This is a genomic window from Rubellimicrobium aerolatum (genome assembly GCF_017872975.1).
Lineage (GTDB): Bacteria > Pseudomonadota > Alphaproteobacteria > Rhodobacterales > Rhodobacteraceae > Rubellimicrobium > Rubellimicrobium aerolatum.
Genome location: NZ_JAGGJP010000013.1, coordinates 55,695 through 75,078, shown reverse-complemented (window position 1 = coordinate 75,078; position 19,384 = coordinate 55,695). Strand labels below are relative to the sequence as shown.

At 67.4% G+C, this 19,384-nt stretch carries 16 protein-coding genes; 3 read left to right on the top strand and 13 right to left on the bottom strand.

Annotated elements, in window-relative coordinates; translation table 11 throughout:
* Nucleotides 1-265: 265 nt before the first annotated feature.
* The 12 genes from J2Z33_RS13780 to J2Z33_RS13725 all read right to left on the bottom strand — a co-directional run bounded on the left by J2Z33_RS13780 (nt 266) and on the right by J2Z33_RS13725 (nt 13,531).
* The gene (locus J2Z33_RS13780) at nt 266-1,033 is read right to left on the bottom strand and encodes a DeoR/GlpR family DNA-binding transcription regulator (protein WP_209842029.1); all 768 of its coding nucleotides are present in this window, start codon (nt 1,031-1,033) and stop codon (nt 266-268) included.
* Between the two features lie 156 nt (nt 1,034-1,189).
* Complete coding sequence (locus tag J2Z33_RS13775; RefSeq protein ID WP_209842027.1) at nt 1,190-1,420, bottom strand: hypothetical protein; 231 nt, start codon at nt 1,418-1,420, stop codon at nt 1,190-1,192.
* Nucleotides 1,421-1,503: 83 nt separating this feature from the next.
* The gene (locus J2Z33_RS13770; protein WP_209842025.1) at nt 1,504-2,712 is read right to left on the bottom strand and encodes an IS256 family transposase; all 1,209 of its coding nucleotides are present in this window, start codon (nt 2,710-2,712) and stop codon (nt 1,504-1,506) included.
* Between the two features lie 68 nt (nt 2,713-2,780).
* Nucleotides 2,781-4,052, bottom strand: coding sequence for an amino acid permease (locus J2Z33_RS13765; RefSeq protein ID WP_209842023.1), 1,272 nt, complete (start codon nt 4,050-4,052; stop codon nt 2,781-2,783).
* A 30-nt stretch (nt 4,053-4,082) separates the two neighbouring features.
* On the bottom strand, nt 4,083-4,442 hold the full coding sequence (locus tag J2Z33_RS13760; protein WP_209842021.1) for a DUF1937 family protein: 360 nt from the start codon (nt 4,440-4,442) through the stop codon (nt 4,083-4,085).
* 48 nt (nt 4,443-4,490) lie between these two features.
* Nucleotides 4,491-5,885 carry an FGGY family carbohydrate kinase gene (locus tag J2Z33_RS13755; protein WP_209842018.1) on the bottom strand — a complete coding sequence of 465 codons (1,395 nt, stop codon included), beginning with the start codon at nt 5,883-5,885 and terminating at the stop codon, nt 4,491-4,493.
* Between the two features lie 2 nt (nt 5,886-5,887).
* Nucleotides 5,888-7,105, bottom strand: coding sequence for an NAD(P)/FAD-dependent oxidoreductase (locus J2Z33_RS13750; RefSeq protein WP_209842016.1), 1,218 nt, complete (start codon nt 7,103-7,105; stop codon nt 5,888-5,890).
* A 2-nt stretch (nt 7,106-7,107) separates the two neighbouring features.
* Nucleotides 7,108-8,499, bottom strand: coding sequence for an NAD(P)/FAD-dependent oxidoreductase (locus tag J2Z33_RS13745; protein WP_209842014.1), 1,392 nt, complete (start codon nt 8,497-8,499; stop codon nt 7,108-7,110).
* 343 nt (nt 8,500-8,842) lie between these two features.
* Nucleotides 8,843-9,046: a helix-turn-helix domain-containing protein gene (locus tag J2Z33_RS13740; protein ID WP_209842012.1), complete on the bottom strand. Its 204-nt coding sequence runs from the start codon at nt 9,044-9,046 to the stop codon at nt 8,843-8,845.
* A gap of 165 nt (nt 9,047-9,211) precedes the next feature.
* On the bottom strand, nt 9,212-10,591 hold the full coding sequence (locus J2Z33_RS13735) for an ISNCY family transposase (protein ID WP_209842010.1): 1,380 nt from the start codon (nt 10,589-10,591) through the stop codon (nt 9,212-9,214).
* Between the two features lie 146 nt (nt 10,592-10,737).
* Nucleotides 10,738-11,742, bottom strand: a complete 1,005-nt coding sequence (locus J2Z33_RS13730; RefSeq protein WP_209842008.1) for an alpha/beta fold hydrolase — start codon at nt 11,740-11,742, stop codon at nt 10,738-10,740.
* Between the two features lie 4 nt (nt 11,743-11,746).
* Nucleotides 11,747-13,531 carry an RcgA family putative transporter gene (locus J2Z33_RS13725; protein WP_342454196.1) on the bottom strand — a complete coding sequence of 595 codons (1,785 nt, stop codon included), beginning with the start codon at nt 13,529-13,531 and terminating at the stop codon, nt 11,747-11,749.
* A 967-nt stretch (nt 13,532-14,498) separates the two neighbouring features.
* On the opposite strand from J2Z33_RS13725, the gene repC reads away from it, so the two are divergent.
* On the top strand, nt 14,499-15,737 hold the full coding sequence (gene repC / locus J2Z33_RS13720; RefSeq protein ID WP_209842006.1) for a replication initiation protein RepC: 1,239 nt from the start codon (nt 14,499-14,501) through the stop codon (nt 15,735-15,737).
* Nucleotides 15,738-16,000: 263 nt separating this feature from the next.
* Here the strand turns inward: repC and J2Z33_RS13715 are convergent, their stop codons facing one another.
* Nucleotides 16,001-16,339, bottom strand: a complete 339-nt coding sequence (locus J2Z33_RS13715; RefSeq protein ID WP_209842004.1) for an H-NS histone family protein — start codon at nt 16,337-16,339, stop codon at nt 16,001-16,003.
* Nucleotides 16,340-16,925: 586 nt separating this feature from the next.
* On the opposite strand from J2Z33_RS13715, the gene J2Z33_RS13710 reads away from it, so the two are divergent.
* Together J2Z33_RS13710 and J2Z33_RS13705 are read left to right on the top strand one after the other, a co-directional pair.
* The gene (locus tag J2Z33_RS13710) at nt 16,926-17,312 is read left to right on the top strand and encodes a DUF3768 domain-containing protein (RefSeq protein ID WP_209842002.1); all 387 of its coding nucleotides are present in this window, start codon (nt 16,926-16,928) and stop codon (nt 17,310-17,312) included.
* A gap of 107 nt (nt 17,313-17,419) precedes the next feature.
* The gene (locus tag J2Z33_RS13705; RefSeq protein WP_209842000.1) at nt 17,420-19,252 is read left to right on the top strand and encodes a ParB/RepB/Spo0J family partition protein; all 1,833 of its coding nucleotides are present in this window, start codon (nt 17,420-17,422) and stop codon (nt 19,250-19,252) included.
* Nucleotides 19,253-19,384 lie beyond the last annotated feature (132 nt).

The following is a 19,384-nucleotide window of genomic DNA, read 5'->3' as shown; positions in this document are numbered from 1 at the left end:
TTGTTAGTGGCTGGACGGATTACGACTGTCTTCGGAATTAGGTTGGCCAAGGTCTCAAGGCTTCTGCGCAGTTTGCTCCGAAGTCGCTGAGATGGGAAGCGGAGATCTTGGTACGGAGTCGACTAGTAGAAGCAGCCTGGCCATCTCCTTTGTTTGCCGGCAGCCACCTCAAAGACAGGGCTGACGCCGCATCAAATCACCTCCAACATGGTATTCCAATCAGGATGATCGCGATCTTTGCACACCCTGCTGACGTGCTCATGGATCAAGCTAGAATGATCTCGGTTCGGCTGTTTGCTTGTGCTGACTTCGTGATCTCATCCGCTGGCATGGCGTCCGTTACAAGGCGGTCGATCTGGGCCCAGTCGGCTACCTTGAACACCCCGCGGCGCCCGAACTTCGACGAGTCCGCCAGCACCGTGACTTGCTCCACGCGTTCGAGAATTGCTTGGGCGACGTCAGTTTCCTGCTCATCGAAGTCGAGAACACCAGCCTCTTCGACCGTGCCAACAGTCAGGAATGCGTGCGTGGCGCGTAGTTGACGTATCTGTTCGATCGCCAGTTGACCGAGCGACTCCCCTACATCCGCAGAATAGGATCCGCCGATCAGGAAGACTCTGTGTGACGGATTTGCGCCGACTGTCGCGGCGATCCGCCACGAGTTGGTGATGATTATCATTGACGATAGTTCCGTCAAGGCTTCGGCAAACAGCAGGGTCGTCGAACCCGAGTCAATGAAGAGCGAGTCGCCTGGGCAAAGCAATTCGGCAGCCTTCCGGCCGATACGACGCTTGAGTTCAACATTCGCAGCCATTCTCAATGCAAAAGGTCCCTCAAGTCTTTGCTCGGGGGCAACGACAGGCCGTGCGCCGCCATGAACCTTGCGAACAAGGCCAGCCGCGTCGAGCTGCGTCAGGTCTCTCCTGATCGTCTCGCGGGAAACCTGCAGAGCCGCGGCAAGATCTTCGACCGTTGCCTCTCCGCTCTGCTGTACGAAGCGAAGGATCTCCTCATGGCGGATCTGGGGCTTCATGCAACGTCCTCATCGAGCAATGTCTTGGCGCACAACTGTGCCTGAGGGCCGCCCCATCCGACAACAGGCTGACTGCGTCAACGTTTGGAGCGCGAACAGGGGGTGAGCCTCGGGCAGGCAGGGTCTGGCTGGGTCTCCCAGCCAGACCCTCCGACCTCAGCTCTGGAACTGCTCGCCCCGATCAGAGTCCAGCACCGCATCGATCGAGATCATGTCGGGCATCTTCAGGGCACTGGAACCGCCCCGTGTGATCAGGAGGAAGGCGAGGTAGATCGCCCCGAGGGCGAACATGATCGCGACATACCACCACGGCTTCGCGAAGGACGCATCCCGGAAGATGGCCAGTTCAAAGGCCAGCCACAGGATTGCAAGGACCAGCACCGGCATCTCCCATCGGCCAAGACTGAAGCCTTGGCGATAGCGTCCGTCAACGTGGTGGAGTTTGGGGTGTAGCCGTGGGTGGCCATGGGTCAGGCGGCGTTGGGTGTAATCAGGGGTGTGGTCTCCTCGACCGGGGGTGAGGCGAGTTCGGCCATGCCTTCGGCCTGCATGTAGCGGTGCTGGAGCTGCCACTCGTCGTTGGCCTCGAGGAGCACGGCCCCGATGAGGCGGGTGATGCTGTCCTCGTTGGGGAAGATGCCGACGACGTCGGCGCGGCGCTTCAGTTCCTTGTTCAGCCGCTCGAGCGGGTTGGTGCTGTGAAGCTTGGCGCGGTGCTGGCTGGGGAAGGCCATGTAGGCCAGCACGTCCGTCTCGGCCTCGTCCATGAGCGTGCCGAGCTTCGGCCAGCGGGCGCGGAGCTGGTCGGCCACGTGGCGCCAGGACTGGACGGCCGAGGCTTGGTCCGGCTGGAGGAAGACCTGCCGGATCGCCGCCGCTACGACGGTGGTCTGGCTCTTCGGCACGTGGGCGAGCGCGTTGCGCATGAAGTGGACGCGGCAGCGCTGCCAGGTGGCGCCCATCACGCGGGTGATTGCGGCCTTGAGGCCATCGTGAGCGTCGCTGATCACTAGCTTCACGCCGCGCAGGCCGCGCTTGACCAAGTCCCGCAGGAAGGTGGTCCAGAACGGCTCCGCCTCCGAGGGCCCGATGTGCAGGCCCACGATCTCGCGCCGGCCCTCCGTCGTCACCGCCACGGCGACTATGGCCGCCACCGAGACGATGCGCCCGCCCTCGCGGACCTTGAGGTAGGTGGCATCCAGCCACAGATAGGGCCACTCGCAGTCGAGCGGGCGCCTCAGGAAGGCGTTCACGCGCTCGTCGATCTCCTTGCAGAGCTTCGAGACCGACGACTTCGAGATGCCGCTCATGCCCATGGCCTGCACCAGCTCGTCGACGCGGCGCGTGCTCACGCCGGCGATCCAGGCCTCCTGGATCACCGAGACGAGCGCCTTCTCGACGGTCTTGCGCGGCTCCAGGAAGCCGGGGAAGTAGCTGCCCGTCCGGAGCTTGGGGATGCGCAGGTTGAGCGGCCCCAGCCGCGTCTCCAGCGTCCGCTCGCGGTAGCCGTTGCGCCACGTCTGGCGATCGGCGCTGCGCTCGAAGCGTCCAGCCCCGATCACGCCCTCCACGTCGGCCTCCATCAGCAGCTGCAACACGCTCTCCGCCACGGCGCGGAGGAAGTCCTGGTCGCCGGCCTTCGCAAGCAACTCGGCCAGCGGTAGTCTGTCGTCGGTCATAGGGGGATCCCTTCAGGCTTGGTGGACGTCGGCAAGCACCACCCTAGCCGCAGGTCCCGATGACCACCTCAGCCTACACCTGAAAGTCCACCACCTCCGAGGACACTACCGCCTTGGCTGGGGGGCAGCGCGTCGCGCTTGAGGGCGTACATCCCCACCGTGACGGCATAGATGATGGCGGGCAGAAGGGTCGCGGCCGAGAACAGGGCGAACAGCGCGTCGGTCTCTTGCGAGAAGACCGCAAGGATGAGCTGCCCGATCACGGTCACCAGGATCGTCGCGTTGACCGGGGTATGCAGGGTCGTGTTGACCTGACGCCACAGACGCCAGCCCGGGAACCGCTCGTCCCGCGACATCGCCCAAACCAGTCGGGTTCCGCTGAGCAGGATCACCAGACCACAGGAGAAGATCGAGATCACGACCAGCAGGAGAAGCGCCTTGCCCAGGAGCGAGCCCAGCACCCGGTTGATGACATCGGCGATCGGCGTGGCCGAGAGCTGGAGGTTCGTCGGATCCCCTAGCAGCGCCGTGACCGCGATGAGAAAGAGCATGCCGATGACGCCCAGGCTGAGGACCGCTTGCCACATCGCCTTGGGCACGACCCGCGCCGGCTCCCGCGTCTCCTCCGCAAGGTTGGCGGCGGCCTCGAAGCCGACGATGGTGAACGCGCCCAGAAGGGTGCCCATGACCCAAGGACCGGCCGCCGTGAGGGAGCCAAGCGAGAAGTACCCCTCCCGCGGGATCAGTCCGGTGCTGAGCAGGTTCGAGAAGTCGAGCTCGCCCTGCCAGTAGCCGACGGCGAACAGCAGCACGACGAGACTGATCATTCCGACCAACTGGATCGAAACGGCGATGGCGTTGAACTTCTGGGTCAGGCGCGTCGAGAAGGCGATCATCAGGGCCTGCAGGAGGATCACGCCCGCGGTAATGAACCAGGCGTTCTGCGCATCGCCTTCATAGCTCAGAAGCACTGGCAGAACCGTCGAAGCGATCGTGTAGTCCACCGCGACAAGAACGATCGCCAGGAAGGTGAAGCTGATCCATCCCATGATCCAGCCAAACACGGGATTGGTCAGTCGGGAAGCCCACTGGTACACATATCCAGTCACCGGAATGCGTGCGGCCAGGGAGCCGATGATGAAGGCTACCATCAGTTGACCGATGACAACGACCGGCCAGGTCCAGATTCCCATTGGGCCCGAAGTCACCAGCATCACGCCATAGGCCGTGAAGATCCCGGTGGCGATGGACACGAAGCCGAAGGCTACGGCAAAGGACTGGAACGGAGTTATGTCCCGCTTCAGACCTTCCCCGCGATCTGAAGATTGTGAATGTGCCATTGAGGCATCTCCCTGTTGCTGTTTTGGTTCTCAGGTGGCGAACTCGTGTTCAACCTCACTCCATAGTTGGACGGGTTGATTTCTTTCCCGAAAGAAGCCCATTTCACGGCTGACGCCGGCGCTTTCACGCCAGCCGGGTTCGTCAATAACGACGATTTCCGTCATGGCTTCCATGAACGCCCGATCCACCGGCGCCCAAAGCGCTCCGACCCCGGCCTTGTCCAGATCTCCAAGATGCCCGTTGATCGGGTGGGACATCGACACTTGGCTGAACACGATATGGCCCGAGCGGACGATCTGCGCCGCCACGCGGTTGCAGATCTCGAAACGGCGCTCGACCACGGCCGGGTCGGTGTGGCCATAAGGGCAGGCAAGAAAAATGCGCCGCATGGACGTCTCCATTCGTTGGGTCAGGTCAGGCTTTGTGAGGGGAGCGGTTTAGGTGTTCCACCCTCGGCTGCGCCGCACCGCCTCCGCGAAGCGCGCATGATCTTCGGTGGTGACGCTTCCGTCGGGCAGGAAGGTCATGCCATTGTCTCGCGCAGCGCCGACCTCCAGGCCGCAGAGCTCGGCAAGCCCTAGAGCGGTCAGTTCGTGCATCGGCGGCACCCTGATCGTCCTGTTGCTTGCCGAAGCGAGGAACTGCGCAAAGTAGGACGACTGCGACAGCCCACCGTCGATGGAGATGCTGTCGCCCAGTTCGATGATCTCCTCGGCCGACTTCAGCAGCCCGACGGTCAGCATCGCCACGCCTTCCAGAACGGCGCGGACGAGATCACGACGACCCGTCGCGTGATCCATGCCGATGAAGAGCGGAGAGGCACCGCGGTCCCAATAGGGAGCGGCAAGGCCAGACAGGGCCGGCACGAAGATGATGCCCCGGCTGAGGGCCGACGGCCCTTCGAAGACTCCGAGTTCTTCGAGCGCCGAGTAAAGGCCGATGTTGCGCGCCCACTCCAGGGCGGCCCCGGCATCGTACACGCCGCCTTCGATGGCGTATGTGACGGGCTCACCTTTCAGGTTCCATCCGACCGTCGGTAGCAAGTTATCGACTTCAGGGCATTCGTTCCCCGAGACGGCCAGCATGAAGGCGCCCGTGCCGAAGGTGATCTTGCAGTCGCCGGCCTTTCGGCAGTTGTGCCCATACAAGGCGCCCTGCTGATCCACGATGGACGCGCAAACCGGAACGCCGTCGATCTCGCCAAACCCCGCGTCGACTTCGACGATCTCGGGAAGACATTCCTCGGGAACGCCATGAAGCCGGCAGAGTTCGCTGCTCCATTGTCCGGTCCGCAGATCCATCAAGCCGGTACGCGACGCGGTTGCGCGGTCCGTCAGGTAACGCGCGGTCAGCCGATCGAGGAAGAAGGCGTCCGTGGTGCCCAGGCGAAGACGCCCGGCCTCCCGGGCCGCCGCTGCCGCCGGGACGTTCTGGAGGAGCCAAGCCAGCTTGCTGGCCGAGAAGTACGGATCGAGGGGCAGGCCGCACAGGCGCTTCGACAGCGCCTCCGCCTCGGGCGGCAGGCTGGCGAGCGTCTCGGTGGTGCGGGCGTCCTGCCAGACGATGACCGGCGACAGCGCCTGTCCCGTTCGCGCGTCCCAGGCGAGGCAGCTTTCACCCTGGTTGGCGATCGCGATCCGGTCCACGGGGCCGGCGGCGTCAAGCACCAGCCGGATGTTCTTGAGCAGCTCGTCGGGATCCTGCTCGACCCAGCCATGCTGCGGGTAGCTCCGCGCATGGGGGCGGCTGGCAGCCACGCGCCACTCACCCCCATCCTCGACAACGAGACATCTGGTCGACGTCGTGCCCTGATCAATCGCGGCCACCCGCATGGCTACTCCTCCCTGAACGCGAAATGAATGTGATGGCTCCCCTCCACGCCATCCGGCATCGGCACCAGCACGCGGCGTTCGGGCAGCCACGTGCCGCTCCTGTGCCACCGCGTGCGTCCATCCACCTCCAGCGAGAGACGCCCCCGACAGGGCTTCTGAAACCGGATCTGAAAGCGGTCGAAGCCCGGGGAGGGCGCCTGCCCTCGACGCAGGAGGTTCGGGACCACCAGCTTGACCACTTCGTCATGGGTGACGGTCACTGGTGACCTGTCACTTGGGGGGTTCCGCAAGTCCCGCGCGATCTCAAGACCGATCGCGCGCCCTTCTCGGAAAGCCCATCCGCCCGTCTCGATCGGACGAAGCAGGTTGCCAGCGGCAAAGAAGCGGGGGTTGGCGCATCGGCCGTTCTGATCGACCGCCGGGCCGCCGCTTCTAAGGTTCAGCTCGTGACCGGCCTGCCAGAGCAGCGCTGCCTCCGGGACGAAGTTCCCGGTCACCAGAAGCCCATCGCATTCGAACGTTTCGAGGGTGCCCTGGTGCTCGATGCGCACGGCCTCGACGCGGCTCCGGCCCAGGATGTCGATGATGCGAACGCCCGCGCGAACCGGCACTCCGACGATGTGCGGGAACCAGGTGACCGGAGCCCTCGCCAAGGGGCGGGCATGAGTGTCGATCATCGCGACCGGTCGCGCGCCGTGGCTCAGGCATGTCAGAGCCGCCGAGTAGGAGACCAGTTCGGATCCGAGGATCACGGGCCGGCGGAAGGGCATCAATCCATGGAAGGCGACATAGGACTGCAGCGCGCCAGTGGTGAGCACACCCACCGGTCGGTCCCCGGGCAGCATGCGTGCGGAGCGCGGCGTCTCGCGGGCGCCCGTGGACAGCAGCACGCGTTCGGCTGAGAGGCGGGCCAGTCCTTCGGCGTTGCTGACCTCGACCGTGCCATCCGGATCGAGGCTGGCCACTGAATGACCTGTCAGCACCTCCACACCCGCAGCCCGGGCATCGCGTTCGAGCCGACGGCCATAGGCGGCCCCGAAGTAGAGGCGGCCATATTCGAGCATCCCGAAAGGGGAATGGCTACAGTGACGCGTCGCTCCTCCCAAGGACGCCTCGCGATCAAGAAGCGTGACCCGCTGGACGCCGGCCTTGCGCAGGGACAGCGCCGCGGCCACCCCCGCCGGTCCGCCACCAACGATGAGAACATCCGAATGTGGCATGGTCACGTCCTGCCGCTTACCGCGAGAGGTTCGACGAAGTGGCCTTTCGTGAGTTCAGCAAGCCGCGCGTTGCAGTAGAAGCCTTGGCAGCGCCCCATTCCGGCACGGGTGCGGCGGCGAAGCCCGCCGAAATCGCCGGGAGGGAGCGGACTGGTCAGCGCGGCCTCGATCTCACGTCGCGTGACCATCTCGCAGTGGCAGACGATCTCCCCGTGCCCTGGCCGCTGCCAGTCCCGTTCTTCCGTTTCCGTAAGGTTCGGCACCTGAACATGGGGAACTTCGTTCGGCGCAGCGAGGGGAACGCCGAACTCGGAGTAAAGCTTGAGGGCATGTTGCCCCAAGCCGAGCGCCGCGCTGAGCCCGGTGGAGCGAACGCCGCCAAGGGTAATTGCCCGCTTCTCGGGACGTGAGACCACGCGATAGTGCTTCTTCTCGGTCGCGGGACGAAGGCCGGCGTAGATCGCCGTGACCGGAACATGCCGCAAAGCAGGGATGAGCCTGCTTCCGTGCTCCTTCAGCATCTCCAGCGTTTCGGTCTCGACCGTTGCGCGGGTCCGGTCCTCCTGCTCCTCGGCGGTCGGTCCGACGAGCACGTTGCCGAACGCCGTCGGGCAGATCACCACGCCCTTCGTGATCTCGTTCGGAACCGGCAGGATGATCTTCGGCACAAGTGATCTCGCGGCCTTGTCGAGGACCACGAACTGACCCTTGCGCGGCTTGATGCTGAATTCGGGCGTCAGCCCGAGGCGGTCATCGACGACATCGCCGAAAAGGCCTGCGGCGTTCACCACCGCCCCGGCACGAACCAGCCCCTGCGACGTCTCCAGTTCCCAGTCGCCGTCGAACCGGCCGGAGAGCAGCTCACAGGAGCGCATCACCTTCGCGCCGAGCGCCATCGCCTGTGTGATGTAGCTCAGCGGCGCCGACCACGGATCGATGACATGCTCGCCGACCACTTCGACGGCCGCGCACAGGCTCTGGGCCAGTCCGGGCACCAAGGTTCGCGCTTCAGCGCCCGTCAGCAGGTTGAGACCCGCGACCCCGTTGCTTCGCCCCTGTTGAGCGATACCGTCCAGCTTCTCCGCTTCAAGCTCCGTCCAGGCGCAGACCAGCGCGCCGGTCTGGACCAGATGGAGCCCGTGGTCCCGATGGATGGCAAGGTATTCCTCGCGTCCCGCCTTGACCAACTCGAGCTCGAGGCTGTCGGGAGGCGCGTCGAACCCGGTGTGAAGGATGGCGCTGTTCGCCTTGGAGGCGCCAGACAGGATGTCCGTGCCACGTTCCAGCAGCACGATCTTGGCTCCGGCCAAGGCGAAACGACGCGCGACGGCACAGCCAACCACGCCGCCGCCGATGATCGCTACGTCGAACCGCTCGTCGGAAAGCGTGGCCATGGCACCCTCATGAGTCCAATCTACTCCGTTCATGGACCGATTTATGCGAACACGTTGACCATATGCAAGATATCTTGACTGTTCGGTCAAAAACTTTGCGACTTCAAGGAGTAAGTACACCCCTCTGAAGCGCCGCTTGAGATCCGACCTTCATCGTGGAGGAGATGCGTCAGCCAGAACGGAACAGCCCAGGAGACAAGGCGCGGTGGGAAGTGGGTGTACTCGCAGCCGAGGGCAAACACTTGGCGACCCCTCGCCGGATCCGCATGAGGCGCGCTGTGGCGGCGGTCCGAACGTCAGGGTGGCGCACGAATTTGCCCGAGCAGCGACGTGAGTTGTCAACTCACCCTTGCTCTGTCGCCAGCCAGTAGCCCTCGGCCTGTGGTACCTCGGTGTCGTGCCACCAGTTGCGTTTCAGCTCGCGGTAGATCGTCGAACGGTGGCGGCCAAGTCGACGGGCGACCTCACTGACGGAGAGCCCGCTCTCGTACAGCCGCGCCAACTGCCGGCGCTCCTCCAGGCTCAGGTGAACGAACGGGCAGGGCATGACATCCTCGCGGTCAACCCCTTGGAACAACGCACCTGTCGCAGTTCGGAAGAGAACGTGCCCCGGCTACAGGCCGTGTTGTCACCAAGTAAAAGCGTCGCGGGCTCTGCAAAGTAGACGTGTCGCGCTGCCTCCGCCGAAGCGGGACCGGGCCGGGCGCAGAGGTCAGGGATCGGAGCCCGGCCCGGTCCCGCGGGCCGTCTCGTCCGCCTTTCGAGCCGCGCGCTTGTCCAGGATCGAGGGTGCTCCCCTCCGGCGCTTGCCGGTGGGCTGGTACTTGGTGCGTTGCTTGCCCGCGGCCGGGATCTTGGGGGGCTGGGCGTCCTGCGCCGCCTTGATGGCCTCCAGCACGGCGCTGAGCCTCTTGTTCTCGGTGATGGCGGCGTGGGTCACGCGCTGCTGGTCGGGGTCGAAGACCCGGTAGGGAAGCGGGAGGCCTTTCCAGCGCACGTCCAGCCGGCCGTCCGGGAAGGCATAGGTGTCCACGTACCGGCCCACGAGGCCCCGCGTGACCTCCGTCTCCTCCAGCAGGATCCGTTTGCGCTCGTAGGTCAGCGTGAGCTGCTGGCCCACGTAGCGCTGGTCGCGCCAGCACAGGATGTCGCGGAGCCGCTCGGGGGTCAGGTCCAGTGGCCGGTGCAGGTCGTCCGGTCGCGCCGGGACCCGGGCGAAGCGCCCGTTGTGGCGGGCCAGGAAGCCGGGCAGGAAGGCGTTGGCTGCCTCCATGTCATGGATCCCCTCGAGCCGCATCTCCTTCACGAGCCGGTCCTGGAGCGTGCGGTTGGCCCGCTCGACCCGGCCCTTGGCCTGGCTCGAGTTGGCGCACAGGATCTCGATGTTGAGCTCGGCCAAGGCTCGACCAAACTGGGTCATGCCGTGCCCGCTCTTGGCGTCCTCCCGGGCCACGCGAAAGATCGAGTGCTTGTCCGAGTAGAAGGCCACCGGACGGCCGTGCTCGCGCAGGTAGGCCTCCAGCGCCTCGAAGTAGCTGAACGTGCTCTCGGAGGGCACGAAGCGCATCTGCAGGAGCCGGCTGGTGGCGTCGTCGATGAACACGAGCAGCGTGCAGGGCGGGGCGCGGTCCTCGAACCATCGGTGCTCCGAGCCGTCGATCTGCACCAGCTCGCCCAGGCGCTCGCGCCGCAGCCGGGGCGGATGGAATCGGCGCCGCTGCCGACGCGACAGCCACAGGCCGTCCTCGATCATCCACTTGCGCAACGTCTCACGCGACACCGCGAGCCCATGCCGCTCCGCGAGCGTCTCGGCCGCGAGCGTCGGCCCGAAGTCGGCGTAGCTCTCGCGCACCAGGGCCAGCGCGAACTCCCGCACGCCGTCGCGGAGGCGGTTGTTCGACGGCCGCCCACGGGCCTTGTGGCGCAGCGCCGGCGCGCCGTCCTCGCGAAAGGTCCGCAAGAGCCGCTGCACCTGGCGCGGGCTCAGGCCCAGAACACCGGCCGCCTGCGTCACGCTCAGCCGACACTCGACGACCCGGGACAGCACCTCGATCCGCCGCAGCTCGCGCTCGCTCATCACCACCCATCCCATGTCGCACTCCCAGGCGCTCCTCAACGCGGGGAGGGTGACATTCTTACTTTGCTCAGGTGGGACAGTTCTACTTTGCGCCTACAGGCCGGATTCGCCTAATATAACTTATGTCAAAAGTGCTGACTGGCTGTACAACACAGGGCACCTTACAGGCCGCGCTTCAGGAACCTTGAAGCGCTCAGGCCGGTCCTGAGGATGTACGGAGGCAGCGACAGTGAGTAGTGCCCGCAGTTGAGCCGCAGCACCTCCAGATCCGCATCAACATCCTTCAGTTTCGCAACCAGCCGGTCCGACAACTCGGGCCGCACCACCGTGTCCCTCTCGGCCAGTACGACCTGCAGCGCGAGCCCTGGTCGGGCTAGCTTCCCAGCAGCATTCTCGAGATCGAGCGGACCCCAGGCCCGGCGGAGGTCGGTCAGGTCAATCCGCCCGTCCAGGCTGGCGCGGATGTGGCGCGTGGCGCGTCCGGTCCACACCATGTCCGCCAGGCTTCCTCCCGTCAGAAGCAGCACGGCCCGTCCGATCGCCGGGTCGTGTGCGGCCATCAGCCCAGCGACCCACGACCCCAGGCTCATGCCCAGGACGGACACCCTCTCGTAGCCGGCGTTCTTGAGGACCCTGACCAGCCGCCGTCCGTCCAGCACCGCCTGCCGCATCGACTGGATTGTGCGGCCGAGGTTCGGGCTCAACATGTCGTCGGCGTGCGAGGCGTCGGGACGGCGTCGCTCCAGGTGGTAGGGCATAGCCATCTCGACCACCGTGATCCCCTGCCAGGCGAAGACGCGGGCGAGCTGCGGGTTGCGGGAGCTCGCATTCCAGTGGTGGAGGACCACAAGGGCGTGGTCGCGCGGACGGGCGGCGGTCACCTTGCCCCAGACGGTGTTGTTCGCTTCGACGTCGGTCAAGACGCTGGACGGGAACCGGATCCACCCGTCGTCCCACTGAGCCTCGAACGCCGCCTCGCCCGGATCGAAGAACGCCGGGTCCGTCGTGGCCTGGTCGGCAAGGGCGCAGAACTCGGCGAGGCTCGTCCCGTCCCCCGCGTCCGGGAACGCCAGGTGCGCGTCGAGCGCAAACTCGGTCGGCGCCTTGGTGGCGTCACTGCGCCGGGCCCGGCGCTCGTCCCATCGGTCGAGCCACGTGTCGATCATGACATCACCCCTCCAACGTGCCGCGCGGATCCGACCCGAACCCCGGGTCGAACAGGCCATAGATCGCGACGAGGATCGCCGCGCCAAGCAGGATCGAGAAGCCCGGGAACGCATCGATCGCCAAGTAGCCGGCGACCAGCAGGGCCACGGCGGCAGCCATCCGTCCCCGCGCGGCGGTGAGGCCATGTCCCCGGCCGACCCGGAGGAAGGCGTAAAGGAACACGACGGCGGTTGCCGCCGCGGTCAGCAGGCTCGTGTAGTGCGTGGGTGTCTTGTAGACGCCCCGGCCGACCAGGTCGCCGGATCCGGGCAGGATGAACCGCGCGTCGTTCACCAGCCAGCGCCAGATGTTCTCGGCGCTCGTGGTCACGTAGGAGCTCTGCAGCTTCATGCAGACCGCGACTAGCAGGCCGCAGACGGTGCAGCGGAAGATCCCTCGCAGGACTCTCAGCCCGACCTCGCGGGCCTCGGGCCGAGACTGCGGGCCGATCCGACCGCCCGAGGCCTGGTCGAGGGTCCAGTAGTCGTGCGCCACGGTGTGGAGCAGGATGAGACCCGCGAAGAGGAGATAGAAGCAGAGCGACATGTACAGATAGGCCAAGCCGGTGAACGCGATGGCCTGCGGCACGGAGATGATGTCGGGGCGTACGGTCGCCAGGGCCCCCCAGTCGATGGCGTGGTCGCCGCCGCCTCGCAGCAACGGGATCAGGCGGACCCCGACCCACTGAACGACGCCGGCGAAGCCGAAGCAGATCAGGAAGACCGCCCAGTACGTCGTGGACGACGCCGCGACCTGACGCCTCCAGCCGGCGTCGCTGTCCGACCGGTCGCCGCCCCCAAGGAGGCTTGGGCGGCCCTCGCTTTTCCAGAAGACCAGAAGCTCCCCTGCGAAGGCAAAGAAGAGCGGCAGGACGACCATGAACAGGACGGTCCAGTTCGGCGCCCACAGGAACCCGGCCTGTTGGCTGATCCCGTCGTCCCGAGCGTAGGTGACGCTGTGAATGCCGAGAACGTAGGACAGGAACCCGAGCGCGACGGCCCCGGCGAAGACCGTGGCCGGAAGGTCCAGAGGAGAGCCATGGCTCAGGACCGCCTCGGACCTCCGAGCCAGGTCGACGCCCCGTCGGGCCGCCGCTCGGTCCTGGCCGTCCGGGGCTTGCGGCGGTGCCGGCGTCTCTCCGACGGCCGCCGGGGGGCCGTCGTCCTCTCCCGGGTGTCGGGCGTCCGGCTCGTCCGGCCTGCCTTTCCCCCGTCTCCGCGCCATGAGGCGCGCTTGCGCAGCACTCAGCGCCGCCTGCCACGCGCTCGTGGCCGCCGGGTCGTCGCATCCGAAGATCCGGGCCAGCCATCGGATGTTGTCCGCGCTGACGCCCTTGTCGTTGTCCTGAAACCAGAGCTGGACTGTCCGCAGGTCGATGCCGGCGCGGTTCGCCTCGATCCGGCTGATCGCCTCCGCCAGGAGGTGAGGCGTCCACGGGCCTTGGGGAAACCCCTCCTGGTCCACGGGCCGACCGCCGCCGGCCGCTGCCACTCGCTTGAACAGCGCCTTGAAGTCGTCGTCGCCCTCCGGGGGAACAAAATATTTGCCGTTCTTGATCAAGGCTCTGTGGCTCTCCGTTTCGTCCCGTTTCGCCTCCCTTCGTGGCATTCCGTGACCTAGCCGACGATCGCGGCGCATCCAGCGCAAGGAAGGAACCTCGGCGCAGGCGCAGGCCAAGTCCGCCATCGCCAGCCGCGGGCGTCGGGGGCCATGCGAGAGCCGGATTGCGACGCCATCGTCGTCGCCCACGAGAGATGCCATGACAAAGCAGCCGCGTAAGTACGCCACCACCGTCCAAGTCCTCGTCGACCCTGACACCGGACGGACCCAAGGATGGACCTACCTTTGGAACAATGGCGAGACATCCCGGATTTACGTCCAGGACCTGCCGCTCGGTCTCATAGGCCGTGGCGTCGAGAGGTCCCTGCCGACCCGGGGACAACGCCCCGGAAGCCAACGGAGGCGTCCGATCGGTCAAGGGACGGGGTGAGCCTGAGGTTGGCAAGAGCAGGCACTGTCCGATCTCGGCCACCATCCCGCGAAGGCGTAAGCAGCCTGGTCCCGGCAGCGGGTGAGCCGGTTCAATCGGGCGCGGCCTCCTACCCAACGTGCGGATCAAGCTCGCCCCCCTTCTGGCAGCCTTGAACCACTCACCAACCGACTTGGGGGTCCTCGATCGTAAACAAGCCCTGGCGCCAGGCAACTGATGCGCGATCCGTCGCTCTCTCCTGCAATCGAAGATGGACACCACGGTATCTATGGTTTTATAAAATCATAGAGCTGTCCCGCTTTGGAGCCATCCGTCATGGTCCTGCCGCTCAACTCAGGGCCGCCTCGCCCGCGACATTGGTCGTCGATGGCCGCCAGTCCAACCTCGAGGCCGAGCCGGCAGATCGACAGCTGTCTGTCGTTCGGGAGACGAAGGCCTATCAAGGACTGTTTGTGCCGCTCAACGGGCGCATGTAACGCTGCGCCCCGAGACCCTGACTCAGCCATGGAGGCGCCGGCAGCAGCCTAAAAAAGCAAAACCCCCGCGAGGTGGGCACCTCAACGGGGGGGATGCAAGACCAAGGGACGCCAATCCCTAAAGGCCACCAACTGTTCAGGTCCGGTTCTAGCACCTCCCTCCATCGAAGCAAGCAAAAACCGCATCCGTGCGATCGGATAGGCCTTGCCCGGTGCCGCCTCGCTCCAACCGATCTGGACCCCGAGGACCATGCTTCCCCTTGCTTGCCCCCTTGCGGGCGAGGCCTCCCGTCCCGTGCTGCCCCCGGGCACGACACGCAGCGACGTCGAGCGCCTCCTGCCCACCATCCGCCGCGCGTTCGCGCTGTCGGACGCCTGCGCCCTGACGCTCCTGCTGCTCATCCAGACCACCCGGCCGTCGGACTGGACCGACCCCAGCGTTCGCCCCGTCTGCTACGCCAGCCAGACGAGCCTGGCCGAGCGACTGGGCAAGACCCCGCGCGCGCTCCGCTACGACGAGATGCGGCTCGAGCGCGCGGGCCTCCTCGTGAAGACCACCGCCGCCAACGGCAGCCGCGGCCGCTTCGCGGGTGGCCAGGTCGTCCAGGGTCTCGACCTCACCCCCCTAGCGGACCGCGTGCCCCAGCTCCTTGCCCTCGCCGCCCAGGAGGAGGCCCGCCGCCTGCACGTTCAGGGCCTGCGCCGCCAGTGCTCGGCCGCGCGCCGGGTGTTCAAGGGCGCGCTGCAGCGCCTGCTCGAGCGGGCCCCCCAGGCGCCCGCCACGACTGAAGCCCTGGCCCTCTACGCCGAGCTGCCCCGCCGCTACGACGGGATGGACGTCGCCGCGCTCCAATCGCTCCTCGCCACGCTGGACAAGGCTGTGGAGACGTGCCTGGCGGCCTTCGAAATGCGGCTCGAGTCTTCCGGCGTGCCGGAACCGGGCTTCCGCCCATCACTACAAGCTACAAGAGAAGACAACCTTGAATCTTGTGTCGCCTCCGCCGACAGGACTCGGCCAGCCGGCACGCCGGCTGACGCTCGCTTGGTCGCGGCGCCTCGCGGCGCCGGAAGAAGCAGAGAACCGCAGGCTCGCGACTTCCAGCGCGTGCACAAGCCCCATTGGCTTGAGACCTTCACACCGCGACGGCTCTACGCCGCCTGCTCCGACGACATGCGGATGTACCTCGACGCCGCCAAGGGCAGCCGGACCTTACCCAACGAGCTCGACCTGGTGCGGGCGGCGGTGATGATCCTGCCCGACCTCGGCATCAACCCCAGCGCCTGGGACGAGGCCAGCGAGGCCATGGGCGACCTCGCCGCCGCCTTAGCGGTGATTGTCATCGACGCGCGCCGCTTCGACCCGGTGCGCCCCATCCGCAGCCCCGGGGGGGCGCTCCGGTCCTTCGCCCGCCTCGCCATGGCCGGGAAGCTCAACCTCGCGGGCAGCCTGATCGGGCTCGTGGAGCGCGAGCGGGCGGAGTCGGCATGATCTGGACCCCCTGCCCCGCCCCTGGCTCAAGCCGGCCAACCGTGGGGTCCTTTCGATCCTGTCCGCGCGACTGTCCTGGACCTCCGGGCCGGGCCGATAGGTCCCTCCCCTTGGCGTCGGCGCGTATGTCCAGGACGGGGAGGAGCCATGCTGCAGACCGCGTCCGGCCAGGCCTGTCACGGAACGCCGGGTCGGGATGCGCCACCTTCGGGATGCATAGGCCAGAGCTCCCTCCGCGCAGGCGGAGGCACAGGACCCCTCCGTCACTCCGGTGGAACCGTCAGGTCCTCCACCGTCAGCCCGGCCGCCAGGGCGTCCTTGAACCATTGCGGCGCGCGGCCGCGACCCGACCAGACCCGCGTCCCATCCCGGGGGTCGCGGAACTTCGGGGGGAGCTTCGTTCCGAAGGTCCGGCGCCGTTCGGGGAGGGCCAGCTCCTCGGGCGTGAAATCCCACCGCTTCACCGCCATCTCGATGGTGGCCCGGAGGTCGAGCAAGGCCTTGTGGCGCGCCTCGCGCTCCCGGATCTCGCGCGCGACGGCGCTTTGCATGGCGTGCAGCTTTTGCGGAGACAGACGGGTGGACACGGGTTCGTCGCTCATGAGCCTGGGCCTTCGGCGGGGCGCCGTTCCCAACCTAGACAAGGCCAAGCGGTTTCAAAGGGCAAGGGGCTCCGTCCCGGGGGCGACTGGCGAGCGGGGCGTCAGGAGGATCGGCAGGGCGTCGCCCCCTGCGGGGGCCGGGCTCTAGCCCCGTCCAGCCGGCCGGGACCGGAGCCGGGCCGGGCGGCCCGTCTCCGCCCATGCGGGTGACGAACCCTGACGCGGGCTCGGCCGGATAGGCCGCGTTCGCCCGGCTGAGGGCCGCTTGCTATCGACCGGCCGTACAGGCCGAAGACAGAAAGGCCCCAAACAGGAAGAAAGAACCGGGACCGCCGGTCCCCCCGTCAACAGGAAAATGCGGCGCGGCCGGCGCCACCTCCATCTTCCGCGCCGCCCGGAGAGGCGGCTTGTGCAGACGGAGCCTCCGGCTGGTCCGCTGGATTTTCCTGTTGCCGGGTCCCCCCCCTGCCCTCGCCGGGAGGCAGCCTCCGAAGCAGCGACGCCCAGAGCGCCGCCCCTTCGGACGCCGCCCCCATTCTGGAAGAGGGGCCAAGCCGAAGGGTTTATCCCACCACAGGAGGCCACCATGGCTCAGATGTCCGACTCCCCCGCCACCGGCCCGTTCCACGGCGGTCGCGTGGCCGAGCAGAACAACCGCTTCCGCCGGAGCTTCGGCGCGGACCCCACCTTGCCAGGCCGGATCGTCCTCACCCAGGGCGTCGCGGCCTTGGGCGCGGCGGCGCTGGTCCCGCTCATGACCGCGCTCATCCGGTTCGACGACTTCACCGAGGACAACGATCCCTTCGGGCTCCGCGACTTCGGTGCCTTCGAGATCGAGGCCGAGGGCCGCGCCGTCCAGCTCTATTGGAAGATCGACCTCTTCGATGCGGACGAGCGGTTCGGATCCGAGGCCCCCGACGATCCCGACCGGACCCGCCGCGTCCTGACCCTCCTCCTTCCCGAGGAGTGGTGAGCGCCGGAGGGGGTGCCCGAGCCGCGCCCCCTCCCCCTCGCCCCGGAGCGCCTCACGCCGCTCCCGAGGGCCCTGTCCCCTTCCATCATCCCACGAGGACCAACTCCATGAATGCCCAGACCTTCATCGCCGAGGCTCCCGAGCTTGTCGCCTTCGCCGACCTTTACCTGTCCCCCCTCAACCCGCGCCGCCTCGTTCCCGAGGCCAGCGTCACCGCCCTGGCGCAGAACATCCGCGACCTGGGGCTCATTCAGAACCTTGCGGGCCTCCGGGACGCGACGGGTCGCGTGGGCATCGTCGCCGGGGGCCGCCGCCTGCGCGCCCTGGCCCTCCTGCAGGACGACCCGCGCTTCCACGTCCTCCCGGTGCGCCTCGCGCCCGACGAGGCCACTGCCGCCGTGTGGGCGTCCTCGGAGAACCACCAGCGCGAGCAGCCCCATCCCGCCGACGAGGTGCGCGAGTACGGGGCGCTGGCGGCCCGGGGGGTCGACCTTCCCGCCATCGCCATCGCCTTCGGGGTGACCGAGCGCCACGTCCAGCGCCGCCTCGCTCTCGCGGGCCTGCCCGAGCCCGTCCTCCAGGCGCTGCGCGAGGACGTCCTCAGCCTGGGTCAGGCTGCCGCCTTCACCATCAGCGACGACGAGGCGGTGACGCTCGACGTGCTGGCCCGGGTGCGCGGCCACGCCTACGGCGAGGCCCAGATCAAGCGGATGCTCAAGCCGGACAGCGTCCGTGGCAGCGACCGGCGCGCCGTCTTCGTGGGCCGGGACGCCTACCTCGCCGCCGGGGGCCGCATCGGGGGCGACCTGTTTGCCGACGAGGACCTATTCGACAGCCCGGACGTGCTCGACCGCGTCTTCGAGGCGAAGCTCCGGGCCGAGGCCGAGGCCCTGCGGGTGGCCCAAGGGTGGAGATGGGCCGCGATCAGCTTGGAGGACTACGTCCCTTACGCGGAGATCGAGCGGCTGGCCGCCGGGCGCGTCTACCCCGTGCCGGGCGAGCTCACCGAGGAGGAGCAGGAGCGCCATGACGAGCTGGCCGAGCTCGCCAACGCCGACATGCTGGACGAGGACGGCTTGGCCGTGCTGGACGCCTTGAGCGCCCTCGCCGAAGGGGACTACACCCCCGAGCAGAAGGCCCACGCGGGCGTCCTCGTCCATGTGGACCGCACGGGCGAACGCCGGGCCACCCCCGGCCTCGTCCGACCCGAGGACCGCGTCGGGGCCGAGGAGGCGGGCGTCCTGGCTCCTTCCAGCCATCGCCCCTCCCCTGGGGCGACCGCGCCCGCAGCCAAGCCGTCCCTGTCCGCGACCCTGAGGGAGGACCTGCGCCGCATCGCGCGGGGTGCGCGGCAGAACGCCCTTCTGGAAACGCCCGACCTCCTCCTCGACCTCCTGGCCTTCCAGATCGGGGGCCGCATGGGGTTCCATCGCGCCCTGGGCGTGAAGGCCGACACGGTCGAGACCCAGCCCAGCACCGGGACCGGCTACGTCCTGGACGCGCGCCTGACCACGCCGCCGGACGGCCCGAAGGACCCCTTCCGCCTCGACCTCGCCAAAGCGTTCCGGGCCTACCGCAAGCAGGGTCCCGAGGCCGTGCGCGCGGACCTCACGCGGGCGCTGGCGTCGCTCGTCGACGTGGAGGACGAGGCGCTGGGGCAGCTTCTCGACAAGGAGGCCAGGACCGCGATCCGCGCGGTCTGGACGCCCACGGCGGAGAACTTCTTCGGACGCGTGAGCGGGGCCACCCTGGACGAGTTGTGGCGGCACCTCCTGGACCTCGCCCCCGAGCATCCCACCGCCACCACCTTCGCCCGGCTCAAGAAGCGCGAGAAGGCCGAGCGGCTGGAACACCTCTTCGCCGACCCGCGCGCGGTGCGGGGCGTCACCGAGGCGCAGGCCACGCGCATCGCCAAGTGGCTGCCCGAGGGCCTGGCCTGACCTCGACAAGCAGGGCGCGCGAGCGCCCTGCCCCACCCCCGCACTTCCGTCCTCAACCTCGCCCCCGCGACGACGGGCTCAGGGGCCTCCTGCCCTTCCCGGTGCATCTCACAGCCGCGCCTGGACCTCGAC

Coding starts and splice junctions, on each gene's coding strand:
- J2Z33_RS13780 (WP_209842029.1), bottom strand. CDS start 1,033: ATGAAGCCCCAGATCCGCCATGAGGAGATCCTTCGCTTCGTACAGCAG.
- J2Z33_RS13775 (WP_209842027.1), bottom strand. CDS start 1,420: ATGCCGGTGCTGGTCCTTGCAATCCTGTGGCTGGCCTTTGAACTGGCC.
- J2Z33_RS13770 (WP_209842025.1), bottom strand. CDS start 2,712: ATGACCGACGACAGACTACCGCTGGCCGAGTTGCTTGCGAAGGCCGGC.
- J2Z33_RS13765 (WP_209842023.1), bottom strand. CDS start 4,052: ATGGCACATTCACAATCTTCAGATCGCGGGGAAGGTCTGAAGCGGGAC.
- J2Z33_RS13760 (WP_209842021.1), bottom strand. CDS start 4,442: ATGCGGCGCATTTTTCTTGCCTGCCCTTATGGCCACACCGACCCGGCC.
- J2Z33_RS13755 (WP_209842018.1), bottom strand. CDS start 5,885: ATGCGGGTGGCCGCGATTGATCAGGGCACGACGTCGACCAGATGTCTC.
- J2Z33_RS13750 (WP_209842016.1), bottom strand. CDS start 7,105: ATGCCACATTCGGATGTTCTCATCGTTGGTGGCGGACCGGCGGGGGTG.
- J2Z33_RS13745 (WP_209842014.1), bottom strand. CDS start 8,499: ATGGCCACGCTTTCCGACGAGCGGTTCGACGTAGCGATCATCGGCGGC.
- J2Z33_RS13740 (WP_209842012.1), bottom strand. CDS start 9,046: ATGCCCTGCCCGTTCGTTCACCTGAGCCTGGAGGAGCGCCGGCAGTTG.
- J2Z33_RS13735 (WP_209842010.1), bottom strand. CDS start 10,591: ATGGGATGGGTGGTGATGAGCGAGCGCGAGCTGCGGCGGATCGAGGTG.
- J2Z33_RS13730 (WP_209842008.1), bottom strand. CDS start 11,742: ATGATCGACACGTGGCTCGACCGATGGGACGAGCGCCGGGCCCGGCGC.
- repC (WP_209842006.1), top strand. CDS start 14,499: ATGCTTCCCCTTGCTTGCCCCCTTGCGGGCGAGGCCTCCCGTCCCGTG.
- J2Z33_RS13715 (WP_209842004.1), bottom strand. CDS start 16,339: ATGAGCGACGAACCCGTGTCCACCCGTCTGTCTCCGCAAAAGCTGCAC.
- J2Z33_RS13710 (WP_209842002.1), top strand. CDS start 16,926: ATGGCTCAGATGTCCGACTCCCCCGCCACCGGCCCGTTCCACGGCGGT.
- J2Z33_RS13705 (WP_209842000.1), top strand. CDS start 17,420: ATGAATGCCCAGACCTTCATCGCCGAGGCTCCCGAGCTTGTCGCCTTC.